The 14,985-nt window shown below is 72.9% G+C and carries 16 protein-coding genes; 10 read left to right on the top strand and 6 right to left on the bottom strand.

The annotated features are described in order from the left end of the window. From ACZ6C6_RS25285 to ACZ6C6_RS25270, 4 genes are all read right to left on the bottom strand, one after another. Complete coding sequence (locus ACZ6C6_RS25285; protein WP_469205550.1) at nt 1-1,599, bottom strand: acyl-CoA carboxylase subunit beta; 1,599 nt, start codon at nt 1,597-1,599, stop codon at nt 1-3. Beyond that, a complete protein-coding gene (locus ACZ6C6_RS25280; RefSeq protein ID WP_469205548.1) occupies nt 1,596-3,296 on the bottom strand; it encodes an acyclic terpene utilization AtuA family protein in 1,701 nt (566 codons plus the stop codon). The genes ACZ6C6_RS25285 and ACZ6C6_RS25280 overlap by 4 nt, the downstream gene beginning before the upstream one ends. Continuing rightward, complete coding sequence (locus tag ACZ6C6_RS25275) at nt 3,293-4,087, bottom strand: TIGR03084 family metal-binding protein (protein WP_469205546.1); 795 nt, start codon at nt 4,085-4,087, stop codon at nt 3,293-3,295. Before ACZ6C6_RS25275 ends, ACZ6C6_RS25280 begins: the two co-directional genes overlap by 4 nt. 111 nt (nt 4,088-4,198) lie before the next feature. Further along, nucleotides 4,199-4,966 carry a helix-turn-helix domain-containing protein gene (locus ACZ6C6_RS25270; protein WP_469205544.1) on the bottom strand — a complete coding sequence of 256 codons (768 nt, stop codon included), beginning with the start codon at nt 4,964-4,966 and terminating at the stop codon, nt 4,199-4,201. An 88-nt stretch (nt 4,967-5,054) separates the two neighbouring features. On the opposite strand from ACZ6C6_RS25270, the gene ACZ6C6_RS25265 reads away from it, so the two are divergent. Further along, complete coding sequence (locus ACZ6C6_RS25265; protein WP_469205542.1) at nt 5,055-5,444, top strand: nuclear transport factor 2 family protein; 390 nt, start codon at nt 5,055-5,057, stop codon at nt 5,442-5,444. Nucleotides 5,445-5,459: 15 nt separating this feature from the next. Here the strand turns inward: ACZ6C6_RS25265 and ACZ6C6_RS25260 are convergent, their stop codons facing one another. Further along, complete coding sequence (locus ACZ6C6_RS25260) at nt 5,460-6,425, bottom strand: EamA family transporter (protein WP_469205540.1); 966 nt, start codon at nt 6,423-6,425, stop codon at nt 5,460-5,462. 250 nt (nt 6,426-6,675) lie between these two features. Here ACZ6C6_RS25260 and ACZ6C6_RS25255 point away from each other — a divergent pair, with 250 nt between their 5' ends. The 8 genes from ACZ6C6_RS25255 (at nt 6,676) to ACZ6C6_RS25220 (ending at nt 14,006) form a co-directional block, all read left to right on the top strand. Beyond that, on the top strand, nt 6,676-8,118 hold the full coding sequence (locus tag ACZ6C6_RS25255; RefSeq protein WP_469205538.1) for a sensor histidine kinase: 1,443 nt from the start codon (nt 6,676-6,678) through the stop codon (nt 8,116-8,118). Then, nucleotides 8,115-8,552 (top strand): roadblock/LC7 domain-containing protein, encoded by a 438-nt coding sequence (locus ACZ6C6_RS25250; RefSeq protein WP_425816062.1) that lies wholly within the window; start codon nt 8,115-8,117, stop codon nt 8,550-8,552. The genes ACZ6C6_RS25255 and ACZ6C6_RS25250 overlap by 4 nt, the downstream gene beginning before the upstream one ends. Beyond that, nucleotides 8,549-8,914 carry a DUF742 domain-containing protein gene (locus tag ACZ6C6_RS25245; protein WP_161211670.1) on the top strand — a complete coding sequence of 122 codons (366 nt, stop codon included), beginning with the start codon at nt 8,549-8,551 and terminating at the stop codon, nt 8,912-8,914. The genes ACZ6C6_RS25250 and ACZ6C6_RS25245 overlap by 4 nt, the downstream gene beginning before the upstream one ends. After that, nucleotides 8,895-9,545 carry a GTP-binding protein gene (locus ACZ6C6_RS25240; protein ID WP_469205536.1) on the top strand — a complete coding sequence of 217 codons (651 nt, stop codon included), beginning with the start codon at nt 8,895-8,897 and terminating at the stop codon, nt 9,543-9,545. Before ACZ6C6_RS25245 ends, ACZ6C6_RS25240 begins: the two co-directional genes overlap by 20 nt. After that, nucleotides 9,542-10,777: a cytochrome P450 gene (locus ACZ6C6_RS25235; protein WP_469205534.1), complete on the top strand. Its 1,236-nt coding sequence runs from the start codon at nt 9,542-9,544 to the stop codon at nt 10,775-10,777. The genes ACZ6C6_RS25240 and ACZ6C6_RS25235 overlap by 4 nt, the downstream gene beginning before the upstream one ends. Then, entirely contained in the window at nt 10,774-12,006 is a 1,233-nt protein-coding gene (locus ACZ6C6_RS25230; protein ID WP_469205532.1) for a cytochrome P450 family protein, read from the top strand. Before ACZ6C6_RS25235 ends, ACZ6C6_RS25230 begins: the two co-directional genes overlap by 4 nt. A gap of 104 nt (nt 12,007-12,110) precedes the next feature. Then, complete coding sequence (gene serC, locus ACZ6C6_RS25225; protein WP_469205530.1) at nt 12,111-13,229, top strand: phosphoserine transaminase; 1,119 nt, start codon at nt 12,111-12,113, stop codon at nt 13,227-13,229. 150 nt (nt 13,230-13,379) lie between these two features. Next, nucleotides 13,380-14,006, top strand: coding sequence for a Uma2 family endonuclease (locus tag ACZ6C6_RS25220; protein ID WP_469205528.1), 627 nt, complete (start codon nt 13,380-13,382; stop codon nt 14,004-14,006). Between the two features lie 4 nt (nt 14,007-14,010). On the opposite strand, the gene ACZ6C6_RS25215 is transcribed toward ACZ6C6_RS25220, so the two are convergent. Next, nucleotides 14,011-14,505, bottom strand: a complete 495-nt coding sequence (locus ACZ6C6_RS25215; protein ID WP_469205526.1) for a GNAT family N-acetyltransferase — start codon at nt 14,503-14,505, stop codon at nt 14,011-14,013. Between the two features lie 82 nt (nt 14,506-14,587). Here ACZ6C6_RS25215 and ACZ6C6_RS25210 point away from each other — a divergent pair, with 82 nt between their 5' ends. Further along, a complete protein-coding gene (locus ACZ6C6_RS25210) occupies nt 14,588-14,983 on the top strand; it encodes a PPOX class F420-dependent oxidoreductase (RefSeq protein WP_469205524.1) in 396 nt (131 codons plus the stop codon). Nucleotides 14,984-14,985: the final 2 nt, after the last annotated feature.

Here is a 14,985-nt window from a genome sequence, read left to right as displayed (position 1 = left end):
TCACATCCGGAAGACGCCGAAGCCGCCCCGGGCGCCCTCGACCGGTGCGGTGTGGATGGCGGACAGGCACAGGCCGAGCACGGTCCGGGTGTCGCGCGGGTCGATGACCCCGTCGTCGTACAGCCGCCCGGACAGGAACATCGGCAGCGACTCGGACTCGATCTGCTGCTCGACCATCGCGCGCAGGGCGGCGTCCGCCTCGTCGTCGTACGGACGCCCCTTCGCGGCGGCCGAGGCGCGGGCGACGATGGAGAGCACCCCGGCGAGCTGCTGCGGCCCCATGACGGCGGACTTGCTGCCGGGCCAGGCGAAGAGGAAGCGCGGGTCGTACGCCCTGCCGCACATCCCGTAGTGCCCGGCGCCGTACGAGGCGCCCATCAGGACCGACAGGTGCGGGACCTTCGAGTTCGAGACGGCGTTGATCATCATCGCGCCGTGCTTGATGATGCCGCCCTGCTCGTACTCCTTGCCGACCATGTAGCCGGTGGTGTTGTGGAGGAAGAGCAGCGGGATGTCGCGCTGGTTGGCGAGCTGGATGAACTGGGCGGCCTTCTGCGACTCCTCGCTGAAGAGGACGCCCTGCGCGTTGGCGAGGATGCCGACCGGATAGCCGTGCAGAGCGGCCCACCCGGTGACCAGGCTCGTCCCGTACAGCGGTTTGAACGCGTCGAAGTCCGAGCCGTCGACCAGCCGGGCGATCACCTCGCGCGGGTCGAACGGCACCTTCAGATCGCCGGGCACGATGCCGATGAGCTCGTCCGCGTCGTACTTGGGCGGCTCGGCGGGCCCCGGATCCGCGTGCGCCTTGCGCCAGTTGAGGCGGGCGACGATGCGGCGGGCCTGGCGCAGGGCGTCCTGCTCGTCCACGGCGAAGTGGTCGGCGAGCCCGGACGTACGGGCGTGCATCGCGGCCCCGCCGAGCGATTCGTCGTCGCTCTCCTCACCGGTCGCCATCTTGACCAGGGGCGGTCCGCCCAGGAAGACCTTGGAGCGCTCCTGGATCATCACGGTGTGGTCGGACATGCCGGGGACGTAGGCGCCCCCGGCGGTCGAGTTGCCGAAGACCACGGCCACGGTGGGGATCCCGGCCGCCGAGAGCCGTGTGAGGTCGCGGAACAGCGCGCCGCCCGGGATGAAGATCTCCTTCTGCGACGGCAGGTCGGCGCCCCCGGACTCGACCAGGCTGATGACCGGCAGCCGGTTGGCGAAGGCGATCTCGTTCGCGCGCAGCGCCTTCTTCAGCGTCCACGGATTCGACGCCCCGCCGCGTACGGTCGGGTCGTTGGCGGTGATCAGGCACTCGACGCCCGACACCACCCCGATCCCGGTGACGAGCGAGGCGCCCACCGCGTACTCGCTGCCCCAGGCGGCCAGCGGCGACAGCTCCAGGAACGGTGTGTCCGGATCGACCAGCAGTTCGACGCGCTCCCGGGCGAGCAGCTTGCCGCGCTTGCGGTGGCGTTCGACGTACTTCTCCCCGCCGCCCTCCAGGGCCTTGGCGTGCGCGGCCTCCAGCTCGGCCAGCTTGTCGAGCATGGCGGCCCGGTTGGCCGCGTAGTCGGGGCTCGCGGTGTCGAGCCCGGTGGGCAGGACGGTCATGCGGGCACCTCCAGAAGGGTCACGGGTATCTCCAGGTGGCGGGCGCGCAGCCACTCCCCCAGCGCCTTGGCCTGCGGGTCGAAGCGGTGCTGCGCGGCGACGCCTTCGCCGAGCAGTCCGTGCACGGTGAAGTTCAACGCCCGCAGGTTGGGCAGGACATGGCGTACGACGGTCAGCCCATCGGTCTCCGGGAGGAGCGCGCGGAAGCGGTCGACGGTCAGCTCGTGCGCCAGCCACCGCCAAGCGTCCTCGCCCCGGACCCACACCCCGACGTTGGCGTCCCCGCCCTTGTCCCCGCTCCGGGCCCCGGCGACGCGGCCGAGGGGGGCGCGCAGGGTGCGGCTCGGCTCCAACGGCGCGGGCAGGGGCGGCTGTTCGACGTCGTGCAGTGGCTGCGTACGGGCGGGGGCTTCGATGACCCGGCGCGTCCCGTCCGGCAGTACGGCGACGTGCTCCACGTCCTCCGCCGGGACGTACCGCGCCTCGAACACCCCGTACGGCGCGCCCTTCCCGGGCGGGGCGGTGACGTGGAAGCCGGGGTAGCTGCCGAGCGCCAGCTCGATCGCCGCGCCGGACAACGCCCGCCCCACGGGCTCCTGTTCGCGGTCCCGGACCACGAGCCGGAGGAGGGCGCTCGCCGTCTCCTCGGTGTCCGCGTCGGCCTTGTCCGTACGGGCCAGCTCCCAGCGGACTTCCTCGGGCCGCCGTCCGGCGCGCGCGAAGGCGTCCGCGAACTGGTCCCGGACGAGCGCGGCCTTGGCCTCGATGTCGAGACCGGTGAGCACGAAGACGACCTCGTTGCGCCAGCCGCCGAGCCGGGTCAGCCCGGCCTTGAGCGTGGGGGGCGGGGCCTCCCCGCGTACGCCGGTGATCGCGACCCGGTCCGGCCCGTCCTGGGCCAGCCGCACGGTGTCGAGCCGGGCGGTGACGTCGGGGCCCGCGTACCGGGCGCCGCCGGTCTCGTACAGGAGCTGGGCCGTGACCGTGCCGAGGTCCACGACGCCCCCGGTGCCGTCGTGCTTGGTGATGACCGAGCTGCCGTCCGCGTGGATCTCCGCGACCGGGAAGCCGGGGCGGCGGAGGTCGTGGTCGCGGAAGAAGGCGTAGTTGCCGCCCGTGGCCTGCGTACCGCACTCCAGGACGTGCCCGGCGACGACGGCCCCGGCGAGCGCGTCGTGGTCCTCGGGCCCCCAGCCGAAGTGGGCGGCGGCTGGGCCGGTGACGAGGGCGGCGTCCGTCACCCGGCCGGTGACGACGACCTCGGCACCGGCCCGCAGGCAAGCCGCGATGCCTGCTCCCCCAAGGTACGCGTTCGCGGTGAGGAAGCCCTCCGGTACGGGGATGCTGTCCCCCTCCACATGCGCCACCCGCACCGGCACGCCCACCTTTTCGGCCAGCTCCCGGATCGCGTCGGCGAGCCCGGCCGGATTGAGCCCGCCCGCGTTGGCGACGATCCGCACGTCCCGCTCGCGGGCGAGCCCGAGCCCGTCCTCCAACTGCCGCAGGAACGTGGAGGCGTAGCCGCGCGCCGGGTCCTTGAGGCGGCTGCGGCCGAGGATGAGCATCGTCAGCTCGGCGAGATAGTCCCCGGTGAGGACGTCGAGCGGACCGCCGGTGAGCATCTCGCGCAGGGCGTCGAAGCGGTCCCCGTAGAACCCCGAGGCGTTGCCTATGCGGAGGGGCGCGGGCTCCGTCATCGCTCCCCCTTCGGCGCCCGCCCCGTCCCCGCGGGCCCCGCGAATGCCTGCGCGATCGACAGCCAGGCGTCCGCGTCCGCCCCGTCCGCGCGGACGGCCAGGTCGTCGCGGTGGGCGCGCTGCGTGACGAGCAGGCAGAAGTCGTGCAGCGGCCCGGTGACCCGCTGGGCGGCGTCCTCGGGGCCGTACGTGATCAGCTCACCGCCGGGCGCGGCCAGTTCCACCCGGAATTCCTCGGCGGGCGGCTGCTTCCCCCGTACGAAGAAGGCGTAGTCGCGGGCCCGGACCCCGATCCGGGCCACGTGCCGCAGCCGGGCGGTCGGGGTGCGGGTGGCTCCGAGGGCGTCGGCGATGTCCTGGCCGTGGGCCCAGGTCTCCATGAGCCGCCCGGTCGCCATGGAGGCGATGCTCATCGGCGGCCCGTACCAGGGGAACTTCGACCCGGCGGGCGCCGCGCGCAGGGCCTCCTGCAACCGCTCGCGGCCCTCACGCCAGCGGACGAGCAGCGCGTCCGGCGGGTACGCGGCGACGACCTCGTCGGCGGCCCGGTCCACGAAGCCCCCGGGGTCCGCCATGGCCCTCGCCACCTCGTCCCCGAAGCGGCCGGGGTCGGTGACGGAGATCAGCGCGACGTCGTCGGTCCAGCTCAAGTGCGCGATCTGGTGGGCGAGGGTCCACCCCTCGGCCGGGGTCTCCCCCGCCCACTGTCTCGCGGTCGCCCCGGCGACGAGCAGGTCGAGCTCCTGGCTCTCGCTGCGCAGATCGTCCAGCACGGCTGAGGCATCGGACACGGTGCGCTCCCCTCGGGGCGTGACGGCGTGTCCGGGAGCCTGCCAGCGGAACCCGAAACAATCAAGCACGCTTGCATGATTTTTTCCGCGCGGGCCGCCGACGGGGTCCGCTCAGTGGAAGTACGCCGCGCTCTCCTCGTCCGCCGGGTAGTACAGCTCGATCGCGATCTCGTCCAGCGTGATGTCCATCGGGGTGCCGAAGGTGGTGATGGTCGAGAACATCCGCACCTCGCGTCCGCCGAGCCTCAGGATCATCGGGATCACGACATCGGACCCGGCGGCGATCGACGCGCCTTCCTCCTCGTCCTCCCCGCCGGGGGCCAGCAGCTCCTCGTACAGGGCGGCGAGGCGGGCGTCGGGGGCGGCGGCGAGCTGACGGCCGACCCGGGCCCGGAACAGCGTCCGTACGTCGGCGAGATTGGCCACCAGGGGCGCGAATCCCCGGGGGTCGAGGCCCAGGCGTACGAGGTTGACCGGCGGGCGCAGCAGCTCGGGGGCGACGCCCGCGAAGAACGGCTCGACGGCCCGGTTGGCGCGCACGATGTCCCAGTGGCGGTCGAAGGCCACCGCCGGATACGGCTCGTGCGCCCGGAGCACCCGCTCGACCGCCTCCCGGGCCGCCGCCAGCGCGTCGTGCCCCAGGGGGCGTTCCGCGTACCGGGGCGCGAAGCCTGCCGCGAGGAGCAGCCGGTTGCGCTCGCGCAGGGGGACGTCCAGGTGCTCCGCGAGCCGCAGGACCATGTCGGCGCTGGGGTTCGACCTTCCGGTCTCCACGAGGCTGACGTGCCGGGGCGAGACGCCGGCCGCGAGCGCCAGGTCGAGCTGGCTGACGCCCCTGCGGTGGCGCCAGTGCCGCAGGAGTTCGCCGACGGTCCGCACGAGCGCCGACCGTACCCGCCGCCCGGGCCGCCCGCCATGACATGGCATTTCATCGACAGCCGGGGCGGCGGCGGAAAGCATGGGCCGCATGAGCGACGAGAACAAGAACATCGTGCGACAGGCCCTGGCCACCCTCCTCGAAACCGGCAGCACCGAGGCGCTGGCCCCGCTTCTCAGCGAGGATTTCACGCACCACCGGCCGGGCGGGATCGCCTCCACCAAGGCGGAGTGGCTGGCGGCCGTGGAGGCGGCGATCGCCCCGACCGCCGGGATGGAGGTCGGGATCGATCACCTGCTGGCCGACGGCGACCACGTCGTGGTGCACTCCCGGCGCCGCCTCCCCGACGGAGGCCCGGAGATCGTGGTGGTCGACATCTGGCGCGTCGAGGAGGGGCTGATCGCGGAGGGCTGGGAGATCATCGAGCCGGTGGCACGGGCCGCCGCGAACCTGACGTGGTGGGCTCCGGACGGGAGCTGACCGCGTCGGCCCCCGTCACCGCTGCGCGGCCCCCCGCACCTGACTCCGTACCGCCCCCATGCTCGCCCCGATGACCAGTGCGATGGCGAGGGCGTCCGTGACGGACAGGGCCTGGTGGAGGATGAGGAATCCGGCCATGGCGGCGATCGCGGGCTCCAGGCTCATCAGGATGGCGAAGGTGGGCGCGGGCATGCGGCGCAGCGCGATGAGTTCCAGGGTGTACGGGAGTACGGAGCTGAGCAGGGCGACGGCCGCGCCGAGGCCGAGGGTCGTGGGGACGAGGAGCCTGGAGCCCGCGTCCATGATGCCGAGGGGCAGTGAGAGGAGCGCGGCGACGACCATCGCCAGGGCGAGGCCGTCCGCCTGCGGGAAGCGGCGGCCGGTGCGGGCGCTGAAGACGATGTACGCCGCCCACATCGCCCCGGCCCCCAGCGCGTAGGCGGCTCCGGCCGGGTCGAGCCGGTCGAAGCCCCCGCCGCTCAGCAGGACGACGCCGCCGAGGGCGAGGGCCGCCCAGACGACGTTGACCAGGCGGCGCGAGGCGACCACGGACAGGGCGAGCGGGCCGAGCACTTCCAGGGTGACGGCGGCGCCGAGCGGAATGCGGTCGGCGGCCTGGTAGAACAGCGTGTTCATACCGCCCATGGCGATGCCGAAGGCGGCCACGGTGCCCCAGTCGGCCCGGGAGTGGCCGCGCAGTTTCGGCCGGCAGACGACGAGCAGGACGAGCGCGGCGGCGGCCAGCCGCAGCGTGACGACGCCGAGCGCCCCGGCCCGGGGCATCAGCAGTACCGCGATGGCGGCGCCGAACTGCACCGACAGCCCGCCCGCGACGACCAGCGCGACCGGGGCGAGCGCGGCCCGCCGCCCGCCGGGCCGCTGTCCCGCGCCGAGCGCCGGCGAGGCGACCGCCTCCGGCACGGCGAGGGCAGCCGCTGCGGCCGGATCCGCGGCGGCGGTGGTGGTGGGCCGGTCATTCACTGGAGCCTGTCCTTCTGAGTCCTGAATCGTGCGGTATTTCCGCTCGTCCCAGGCTAACGGTCAGAAATTGACAAGTTGAAATCAGAAACAGAACAGTTTTCACCACAAGTTCTTCCCAACCGGTTCCCCAATTCTCATATAGTGACGGGGACTTACTCCAGATTCAGCTGCCCCGGTTGTCCCACACACCCCTGGTGCCGCGCTCGTCCGAACCGCCCCGTCCGCCGCCGTCCGCCCCAAGGACTCCGCTTTGCGCCCCTCTACCCGGCCGACCGCACTGGCCCTTCTGGTCACGGCGGCCCTCTCCGCAGCCCTGAGCGTGTGGGCGACCTTCGCCGCTCCCGAATCGGCCAGGACCGCGGTGGCCTGGGGCTCCGGCGGGGCCGCCGTGCTGCTCGTGGCCGCCGTCACCACCGCCGTCCACGCCCGCGCCACCGTGCGCCGCCTCCGCGCGACGCACGCCGCCGAGAGCGACCGGTTCACGGCGGAGGTGTCCCGCCTGGTCTCCGCCTCCGCCGCCGACGCCCAGCGGTTCACCGCGGAGAACGCCCGCCTCAAGGCGGCCGCAGCCGCCGCGACGGCGAAGGCCAAGGAGGAGGCCGAGGCCGGCACCGCCCGCCTCACCGCCGAGAACGCCCGGCTGAAGGCCCGCGCCTCGCGCGCCGAGACCGAGCGCTCCGCCGCCCTCACCGCCTGCGCCAACGCCGCCGGCCGGATGCAGGCCCTCTCCACGAGCATGCTCGCCGACCTCCGCGAGATGGAGCACCGGCACACCTCCGAGGACGTCCTCGCCGACCTGCTCCACCTCGACCACCGCACCGCCCAGGCCGGCCGCCTCGCCGACTCCGTCGCCGTGCTCACCGGCGCCCGCTCCGGACGGCGCTGGGCCAGGCCCATCGTCATGGAGTCCGTGCTGCGCGGCGCGATGGGCCGGATCAGCGGCTACCAGCGCGTCCGGCTCCACTCCTCCAGCGACGTCGCCGTCGCCGGCCACGCCGCCGAGGGCGTCATGCACGCCCTGGCCGAGCTCCTCGACAACGCCGCGAACTTCTCGCCGCCCACCGCCGAGGTCCATGTGTACGTGGAGGAGGTCCCGGCCGGGATCGTCCTCACCGTCGAGGACAGCGGCCTCGTCATGAGCGACGTGCAGCTGCGCCGGGCGGAACGCGCGGTCGCCGCCGAGGACGCCGACCTCACCGGCCTGACCGGCACCCGCCTCGGGCTCGCCGTCGTCGGCCGGCTGGCCCGCAAGCACGGGCTCACCGTCTCCTTCCGGCCCTCCGCCCGCGGCGGCACCGGCGCGCTGATGATGCTCCCGCAGGAGATCATCACCCGCACCACCGCGGTCCGGACCACCCCCGGACCCGCGTCCGCCCCCGCGGAGCCCGAGCCCGTCCACACCCTGGGGACGGACCCCGCCGCCCGGCCGCCCGCCCAGGAGCCCCTGCGCTCCGACTCCGCGTCGGACACCACCGGCAACCTCCCGAAGTTCGGCGAGAGCGGCCTGCCCAAGCGTTCGCGCGGGCGCACCCTGGCCGCCGCCGAGGCCAGGGCCCGGGCCACCGCACCCGCGCCCGCCGAGGCCGGCGCCACGGACGACGCGCCCGACCCCAAGGCCCGGGCGGCCCGCTTCAGCAGCTTCCGCAACGCCGTACGGCCCGACCCCCCAGCCCCGGAGGACAGCTCCCGATGACCGCGACCACCGACGAGAAGCTCAACTGGCTGCTGGAGGGGCTCCTCGAACGGACCCCCGGCGCCCGCCACGCCCTCGTGCTGTCGAGGGACGGCCTCAAGCTGTGCCGCACGCCGGAGCTCTCCGTCGACCAGGCCGACCAGCTCGCCGCGATCTCCGCCGGCATCCAGAGCCTGTCCCACGGCGCGTCCGTGGAGTTCGGCAACGGCAGCGGCGGCGTCCGCTCCGCCATGGCCGAGTTCTACGGCGGCATCCTGTTCATCGTGGAGGCGGGCGCCGGCGCCCACCTCGCGGTCGTCGCCGCCGAGAGCGCCGACGTGGGCCTCGTCGGCCACAACATGAGCGAGCTGGTCGAGCAGCTGGGCGAGCACCTGGTCGCCCCGCCGCGCGAACCCGCCGACGCGGTCGCCGCCGCCCGGGGCACGGCCGTATGACACCCCGCCCCCGCCCCGGCCGGGACGACGCGCCGGACCGGCTCTACACCCTGACGGGCGGCCGCACCCGGTCCGACTCCGCCGCCTTCGACCTGGTCACCCTGGTCGTCGCCGAGTGCGAACCGGCCCCCGGGATGCAGTCGGAGCACGTGGCGATCCTCCGGATGTGCGAGCGCCCCACCGCCGTCGTGGAGATCGCCGCCGACCTCGACCTGCCCGTCAGCATCGTGCGCATCCTGCTCTGCGATCTTCTCGACACCGGCCGGATCAGCGCCCGCCATCCGCGTACCGCACGCGTATCGGACCGGCTCCCCGCCCCCGACATCCTGGAACAGGTGCTCGTTGGACTCCGCAACCTCTGACCGCGCCGCCCTGAGAGCGACGGCCGACAACGGACTGAAGATAGTCGTGGTCGGCGGCTTCGGGGTCGGCAAGACCACCATGGTCCGATCCGTGAGCGAGATCCGTCCGCTCAACACGGAGGAGACGATGACCCGCGCGGGCGAGGCGGTCGACCACCTCGACGGCGTCGGGTCCAAGACGTCCACCACGGTCGCCTTCGACTTCGGCCGCATCAGCCTGGACGAACGCTCGGTGCTCTACCTGTTCGGCGCGCCCGGCCAGGAGCGCTTCTGGTTCCTGTGGGACCGGCTGTTCTCCGGCACCCTGGGCGCCGTCGTCCTCGTCGACACCCGCCGCCTGGCCGACTCCTGGTACGCGATCGACCGGCTGGAGCACCACGGCACGCCGTTCATCGTGGCCTGCAACGACTTCGGCGGCCCGCTCCACACCGAGCAGCAGATCCGGGAGGCGCTCGATATCTCCCCGGACGTCCCGCTCGTGGAGTGCGACGCGCGCGACCGGTCCTCCAGCAAGTACGTCCTGATCACCCTGGTCGAGCATCTGCACCGGCTCTCCGCTGCCCGCACCGCGGACGCCCCCGCGCCCGCCGGAGGCGGCACCCCCGCCCTGACCCCGGAGCCCGCCCCGTGACCGAGTGCCCCCACGCCTCCGGTGCCGTGCCGCTGTCCGGGCCCCGCTTCCAGGGCGAACCGGCGCAGCTGTACCGGGAGCTGCGGCGCGACCACGGCCCGGTCGCCCCGATCGTGCTGCCCGGTGACGTCCCGGCCTGGCTCGTCCTCGGCTACCGCGAGCTGCACCAGGTCACCGGGGACCCGGCCCTCTTCACCCGCGACTCGCAGCTGTGGAACCAGTGGGACGCCATCCCCGACGACTGGCCGCTGATGCCGATGATCAGCCGGACCCAGCCGTCGATCCTCTACACGGTCGGCGAGCGCCACAGCCGCCGGGCGGCCGTGATCTGCGAGGCGCTGGAGGCGACGAACCCCTTCGAGCTCAGGAAGGGCACCGAGGAGTTCGCGGACGAACTGATCGACACGTTCTGCGCGGCCGGCTCGACGGACCTCATCGCCGATTACGCGATGCTCCTCCCCGTCCGCGTACTGGCGAAGCTGTACGGCTTCCCCGACGACAAGGGCCCCGCCCTCGTCACCGCGATGAACGACATGATCAACGGCGGGCCCACCGCCCTCGCCGGCCAGAAGCACATCGCCGGCTCCATGTACGCGCTGCTCGCCGACCGGCGCGCCGAGCCCGGGGACGACGTCGCCTCGCGGATGCTCGCCAACACGGCGGGGTTCACGGACGAGGACGTGGCCCGGGACCTCATGGTGATGATGGCGGCCGGGCACCAGCCGACCGCCGACTGGATCGGCAACTCGCTGCGGCTCATGCTCACCGACGACCGCTTCGCCGCCTCGCTCTCCGGCGGCAGGCACAGCGTCGCCGAGGCCATGAACGAAGTGCTGTGGGAGGACACCCCCAGCCAGAACATCGCCGGCCGCTGGGCCGCCCGCGACACACACCTCGGCGGCCGCCACATCAAGGCCGGCGACCTGCTCGTCCTCTCCCTCGCCGGGGCCAACGCCGACCCCCAGGTCCGTACGGACGGCTCGACGCTCACCGGCGGCAACAACGCGTTCTTCTCCTTCAGCCACGGCGAGCACCGCTGCCCGTTCCCGGCGCAGGAGACCGCCGAGGTCATCGCCCGTACGGCCATCGAGGTCATCCTCGACCGGCTGCCGGACGTCGACCTCGCCGTCCCCGCCGAGCGGCTGACCCGGCGCCCCTCCCCCTGGCTGCGCGGCCTGACCGACCTGCCCGTGACCTTCACGCCGACCCCCGCCATCGGAGGCCCCAGATGACCGCGCCCGCCGCAGAAGAAACCGACCGCATCGTCCTGGACCCCTTCGTCAGCGACCTCGCGGGCGAGAGCGCCCGGCTGCACGCGGCGGGCCCGCTCGCCCGGGTCGAGCTGCCGGGCGGGGTGCCCGTCTACACCGTCACGCACTACGCCGAGGCGAAGGCGCTGCTCACCGACAGCCGCCTGGTCAAGGACATCAACGTGTGGGGCGCCTGGCAGCGCGGCGAGATCCCGCTCGACTGGCCGCTCATCGGCCTCGTCAACCCGGGCCGCACCATGCTCACCGCCGACGGCGCCGAGCACCGCCGCCTGCGCGGCCTGGTCGCGCAGGCGCTCACCGTGCGCCGGGTGGAGCGGCTGCGCGAGGGCATCGAGGCGCGGACGAAGGTGCTGCTCGACCGCCTGGAGGAGCACGCGGCGGGCGAAACGGTGGACCTGAAGGCGGAGTTCGCCTACCCGCTGCCCATGAACGTGATCAGCGAACTGATGGGCATCGACTCGGCGGACCTGCCCCGGATGAAGGAACTGTTCGACAAGTTCTTCTCCAACATGACGCCCCGCGCCGAGGTGCCGCAGATGATGGCGGACATCCACACCCTCTTCTCGCGCATCCTGGACGAGAAGAAGGACACCCCCGGCGACGACCTGACCGGGGCGCTGCTCCTGGCCTCCGAGGACGGGGACCACCTCACCGACGACGAGATCCTCAACACCCTGAAGCTGATCATCGCGGCGGGCCACGAGACGACGATCAGCCTCATCGTGAACGCGGTGGTCGCGCTGGAGACCCACCCCGAGCAACGGCGGGCGGTGCTGGCCGGGGAGGTGGGCTGGGACGGGGTGATCGAGGAGACGCTGCGCTGGTCGGCGCCGACCTCGCACATCCTGATCCGGTTCGCCACGGAGGACATCGAGGTGGGCGACCGGGTGCTGCCGAAGGGCGAGGGCGTCATGACCTCGTTCGCGGCCATCGCGCACGACGAGGGGCAGTGGGGGGCCTCGGCCACGGAGTTCGACGTGACCCGCTCCCCGAACCGCCACATCTCCTTCGGGCACGGCCCGCACGTCTGCCCGGGCGCCGCGCTGTCCCGCCTGGAGGCGTCGGTGGCGCTGCCCGCGCTGTACGCCCGCTTCCCGGAACTGTCCCTCGCCGTCCCGGCGTCCGGGCTGCGCAACAAGCCGATCGTCACGCAGAACGACCTGTACGAACTCCCGGTCACGCTGCGCTGACACCGCGCGCACGGATGTTCCTCCGACGACCACGAGTCGGAAGCCCTGTCTCATCCGACGGACAGGGTGCGTGGCCTCCGCACGGAGGCGTTACGCTCCGACTCGTGGCCGACATCCAGATTCCCGCTGACATCAAGCCCGCAGACGGGCGCTTCGGCGCCGGTCCCTCCAAGGTGCGGACCGAGGCGCTCGACGCGCTGGCCGCCACCGGCACGTCTCTGCTCGGTACGTCCCACCGCCAGGCCCCGGTGAAGAACCTGGTCGGCGCGGTGCGCGAGGGCGTTCGCGACCTCTTCTCCCTCCCCGAGGGCTACGAGGTGATCCTGGGCAACGGCGGCTCCACCGCCTTCTGGGACATCGCGACGCACGGTCTGATCGAGTCGAAGTCCCAGCACCTCAACTTCGGTGAGTTCTCCTCGAAGTTCGCGAAGGCCGCCAAGCTGGCCCCGTGGCTGGCGGACCCGACCGTCATCGCCTCCGACCCGGGCACGCACCCGGACCCGGTGGCCGAGGCGGGCGTCGACGTCTACGCCTTCACGCACAACGAGACCTCCACCGGTGTCGCCGCGCCGGTCAAGCGCGTCGCGGGCGCCGACGAGGGCGCGCTCGTCCTGGTGGACGCCACCTCCGGCGCGGGCGGCCTCCCGGTCGACATCGCCGAGACGGACGTCTACTACTTCGCCCCGCAGAAGTCCTTCGCCTCCGACGGCGGCCTCTGGATCGGCGTCTTCTCGCCGGCCGCCCTGGAGCGCGCGGCCCGCATCCACGCCTCGGGCCGCCACATCCCGGAGTTCTTCTCGCTGCCCACGGCGATCGACAACTCGCTGAAGAACCAGACGTACAACACCCCGGCGCTCGCCACGCTCTTCCTGCTGAACGAGCAGCTGACGTGGATGAACACCCAGGGCGGCCTGGACTTCACGACCGGCCGCACGGCCGCCTCCTCCGGCCACCTCTACGGCTGGGCCGAGGAGTCCAAGTACGCGACCCCGTTCGTCACCGACCCGGCCAAGCGCTCCCAGGTCATCGGCACGATCGACTTCGCGGACGAGATCGACGCCTCCGCGATCGCCAAGGCCCTCCGCGCCAACGGCATCGTGGACACCGAGCCGTACCGCAAGCTCGGCCGCAACCAGCTCCGCGTGGCGATGTTCCCGGCGATCGACCCGTCGGACGTCCAGGCCCTGACGGCCTGCATCGACTACGTGATCGAGAAGCTGTAACCCGCACGCCCCGGAACGGCCCTGCGCACCTCGCGGTGTGCGGGGCCGTTTCTGCTTCACTCCACCGTGTGGCATATGCCAGAAACACGGTCTGGGGCTGTTCCGCCCTACGATGATGGTCTCGACACCAGCCGTTCCAGGAGGCCCGCAATGTCTGCATCAGCAGTCGAGCACCCCTGTGACGATGGACCGGAGCCCCTGCTCGTCACGGCCAACCGGCTCGCCGAGCAGAATCCCGGCCATCGCGTCGAGATCATCGGAGGCGTCATCACCGTGGCTCCGCCCCCGGACGGCCCCCACGCCCGCGCGCTGACCAAGCTCATGCGTCCGTTCATCACGGCCGGACTCGACGACGGGGAGACGGCAGTCCTCCAAGGCATCGGCCTATGGCTGCCGGGTGGCCCCGAGGACTTCGCGGTCCCCGATCTCGCCCTGGTGGACGCGGACTTCGATGAACACCTGATCAAGAACAACAGTTACGACCCCGCCGTCTTCCGCCTCGTCCTGGAGGTCACCTCCAGCAACTACGCCAGCGACCTGCGGCACAAGGTCGCCGCGTACGCCGAGGCGAAGATCCCCGTCTACGTGATCCTCGACCGGAAGCACGACCGCGTCCACGTCCTCACGGACCCGCTGGGCAGCTCGTACGACCGCCACGAGGTGTACGCCCCCGGCCAGCAGGCGCCCCTGCCCGCGTCGATCGGCGCCGAGGTGAGCCTCGATGTCGCCGAACTGGTCCGGGCGGGCCGCGCCAAGCCCCGCACCCCGGACGCCTGAGGCGCTAGAGGACCAGCCGCCACCGCTCCTCGCCGTCCTCCCACTCCCCCGTCCGCGCCAGACCCGCCCCGGCGGCCACGGCGGCGGACGCCGTGTGTTCGGGGTGGATGTGGGCGATCACCGTGCGCACGCCCGCCTCGCGGAGATGCGCGACCAGGCCCCCCGCAGCCTCGCGGGCGTACCCCTTCCCCTGCCACGGGACGCCGACCACCCACGCGATCTCGGCGCGGTCACCGCGCACCGTGGCCTGCACGTAACCCACGAGGGCGTCTCCGGCCCTCAGCACCCAGTTCCACCACCGTTCGTCCGGGTCCGGCGACCCGGCCGTCTGCCGGGCGTAGCGCGCCCGCAGCGCCTCCGGGGTCTCCGGGGCGCCCCCGGTGAAGGTGTGCAGGGCCGGGTCGGCCAGGACGGCGGCCATCTCGTCCGCGTACTCCACCCGCAGGGGCAGCGCGTGCAGGCGGGGCGTGGCGAAGGGCTCGGGGATGCGGGGGCTCATGATCCGGGGACCTTACGCGAAACCGCTGCGGAGCACCCCGCGCCCGGATGAGCCCCGGCCCGCACCGGCGGACCATGGACGTATGGATACGGTCCCGCAGCTCAGGCCCTTCGTGAAGCAGTACACCGTCCTGCTGAGCACGCGGCGGCAGGACGGGACGCACGCCCACACCCCGGTGCACATCGCGGTCGAGGGCGACCACGCCTACATCCGGACGTTCTCCTCGGCGTGGAAGGTGGAGCGCATGCGCAACCACCCGGTGGTGCGGATCGGCCCGTGCACCGTGCGCGGCCGCCCCACGGGCCCCCAGATCGAGGCCCACGCACGCCTCCTCCCGGCGGGCTCGAAGGAGAACACGCACGCGTCGCGGATGCTGTCCCGCAAGTACCCGGCGACGCAGGGGGTGCTCGTCCCGCTCACCCACCGGCTGAAACGGGACCGGACCCTGCACTACGAGATCCGGCCCATGGATTCCTGAGT

This window comes from Streptomyces sp. NPDC041814, from assembly GCF_055590565.1.
This window is presented reverse-complemented; position numbering and strand designations above follow the sequence as displayed.

What these genes read in the sequence shown, in the direction of transcription:
- ACZ6C6_RS25220 (WP_469205528.1), top strand. Translation starts at nt 13,380, where the DNA reads ATGTCTGCATCAGCAGTCGAGCACCCCTGTGACGATGGACCGGAGCCC.
- ACZ6C6_RS25210 (WP_469205524.1), top strand. Translation starts at nt 14,588, where the DNA reads ATGGATACGGTCCCGCAGCTCAGGCCCTTCGTGAAGCAGTACACCGTC.
- ACZ6C6_RS25250 (WP_425816062.1), top strand. Translation starts at nt 8,115, where the DNA reads ATGACCGCGACCACCGACGAGAAGCTCAACTGGCTGCTGGAGGGGCTC.
- ACZ6C6_RS25265 (WP_469205542.1), top strand. Translation starts at nt 5,055, where the DNA reads ATGAGCGACGAGAACAAGAACATCGTGCGACAGGCCCTGGCCACCCTC.
- ACZ6C6_RS25245 (WP_161211670.1), top strand. Translation starts at nt 8,549, where the DNA reads ATGACACCCCGCCCCCGCCCCGGCCGGGACGACGCGCCGGACCGGCTC.
- ACZ6C6_RS25215 (WP_469205526.1), bottom strand. Translation starts at nt 14,505, where the DNA reads ATGAGCCCCCGCATCCCCGAGCCCTTCGCCACGCCCCGCCTGCACGCG.
- ACZ6C6_RS25280 (WP_469205548.1), bottom strand. Translation starts at nt 3,296, where the DNA reads ATGACGGAGCCCGCGCCCCTCCGCATAGGCAACGCCTCGGGGTTCTAC.
- ACZ6C6_RS25285 (WP_469205550.1), bottom strand. Translation starts at nt 1,599, where the DNA reads ATGACCGTCCTGCCCACCGGGCTCGACACCGCGAGCCCCGACTACGCG.
- ACZ6C6_RS25230 (WP_469205532.1), top strand. Translation starts at nt 10,774, where the DNA reads ATGACCGCGCCCGCCGCAGAAGAAACCGACCGCATCGTCCTGGACCCC.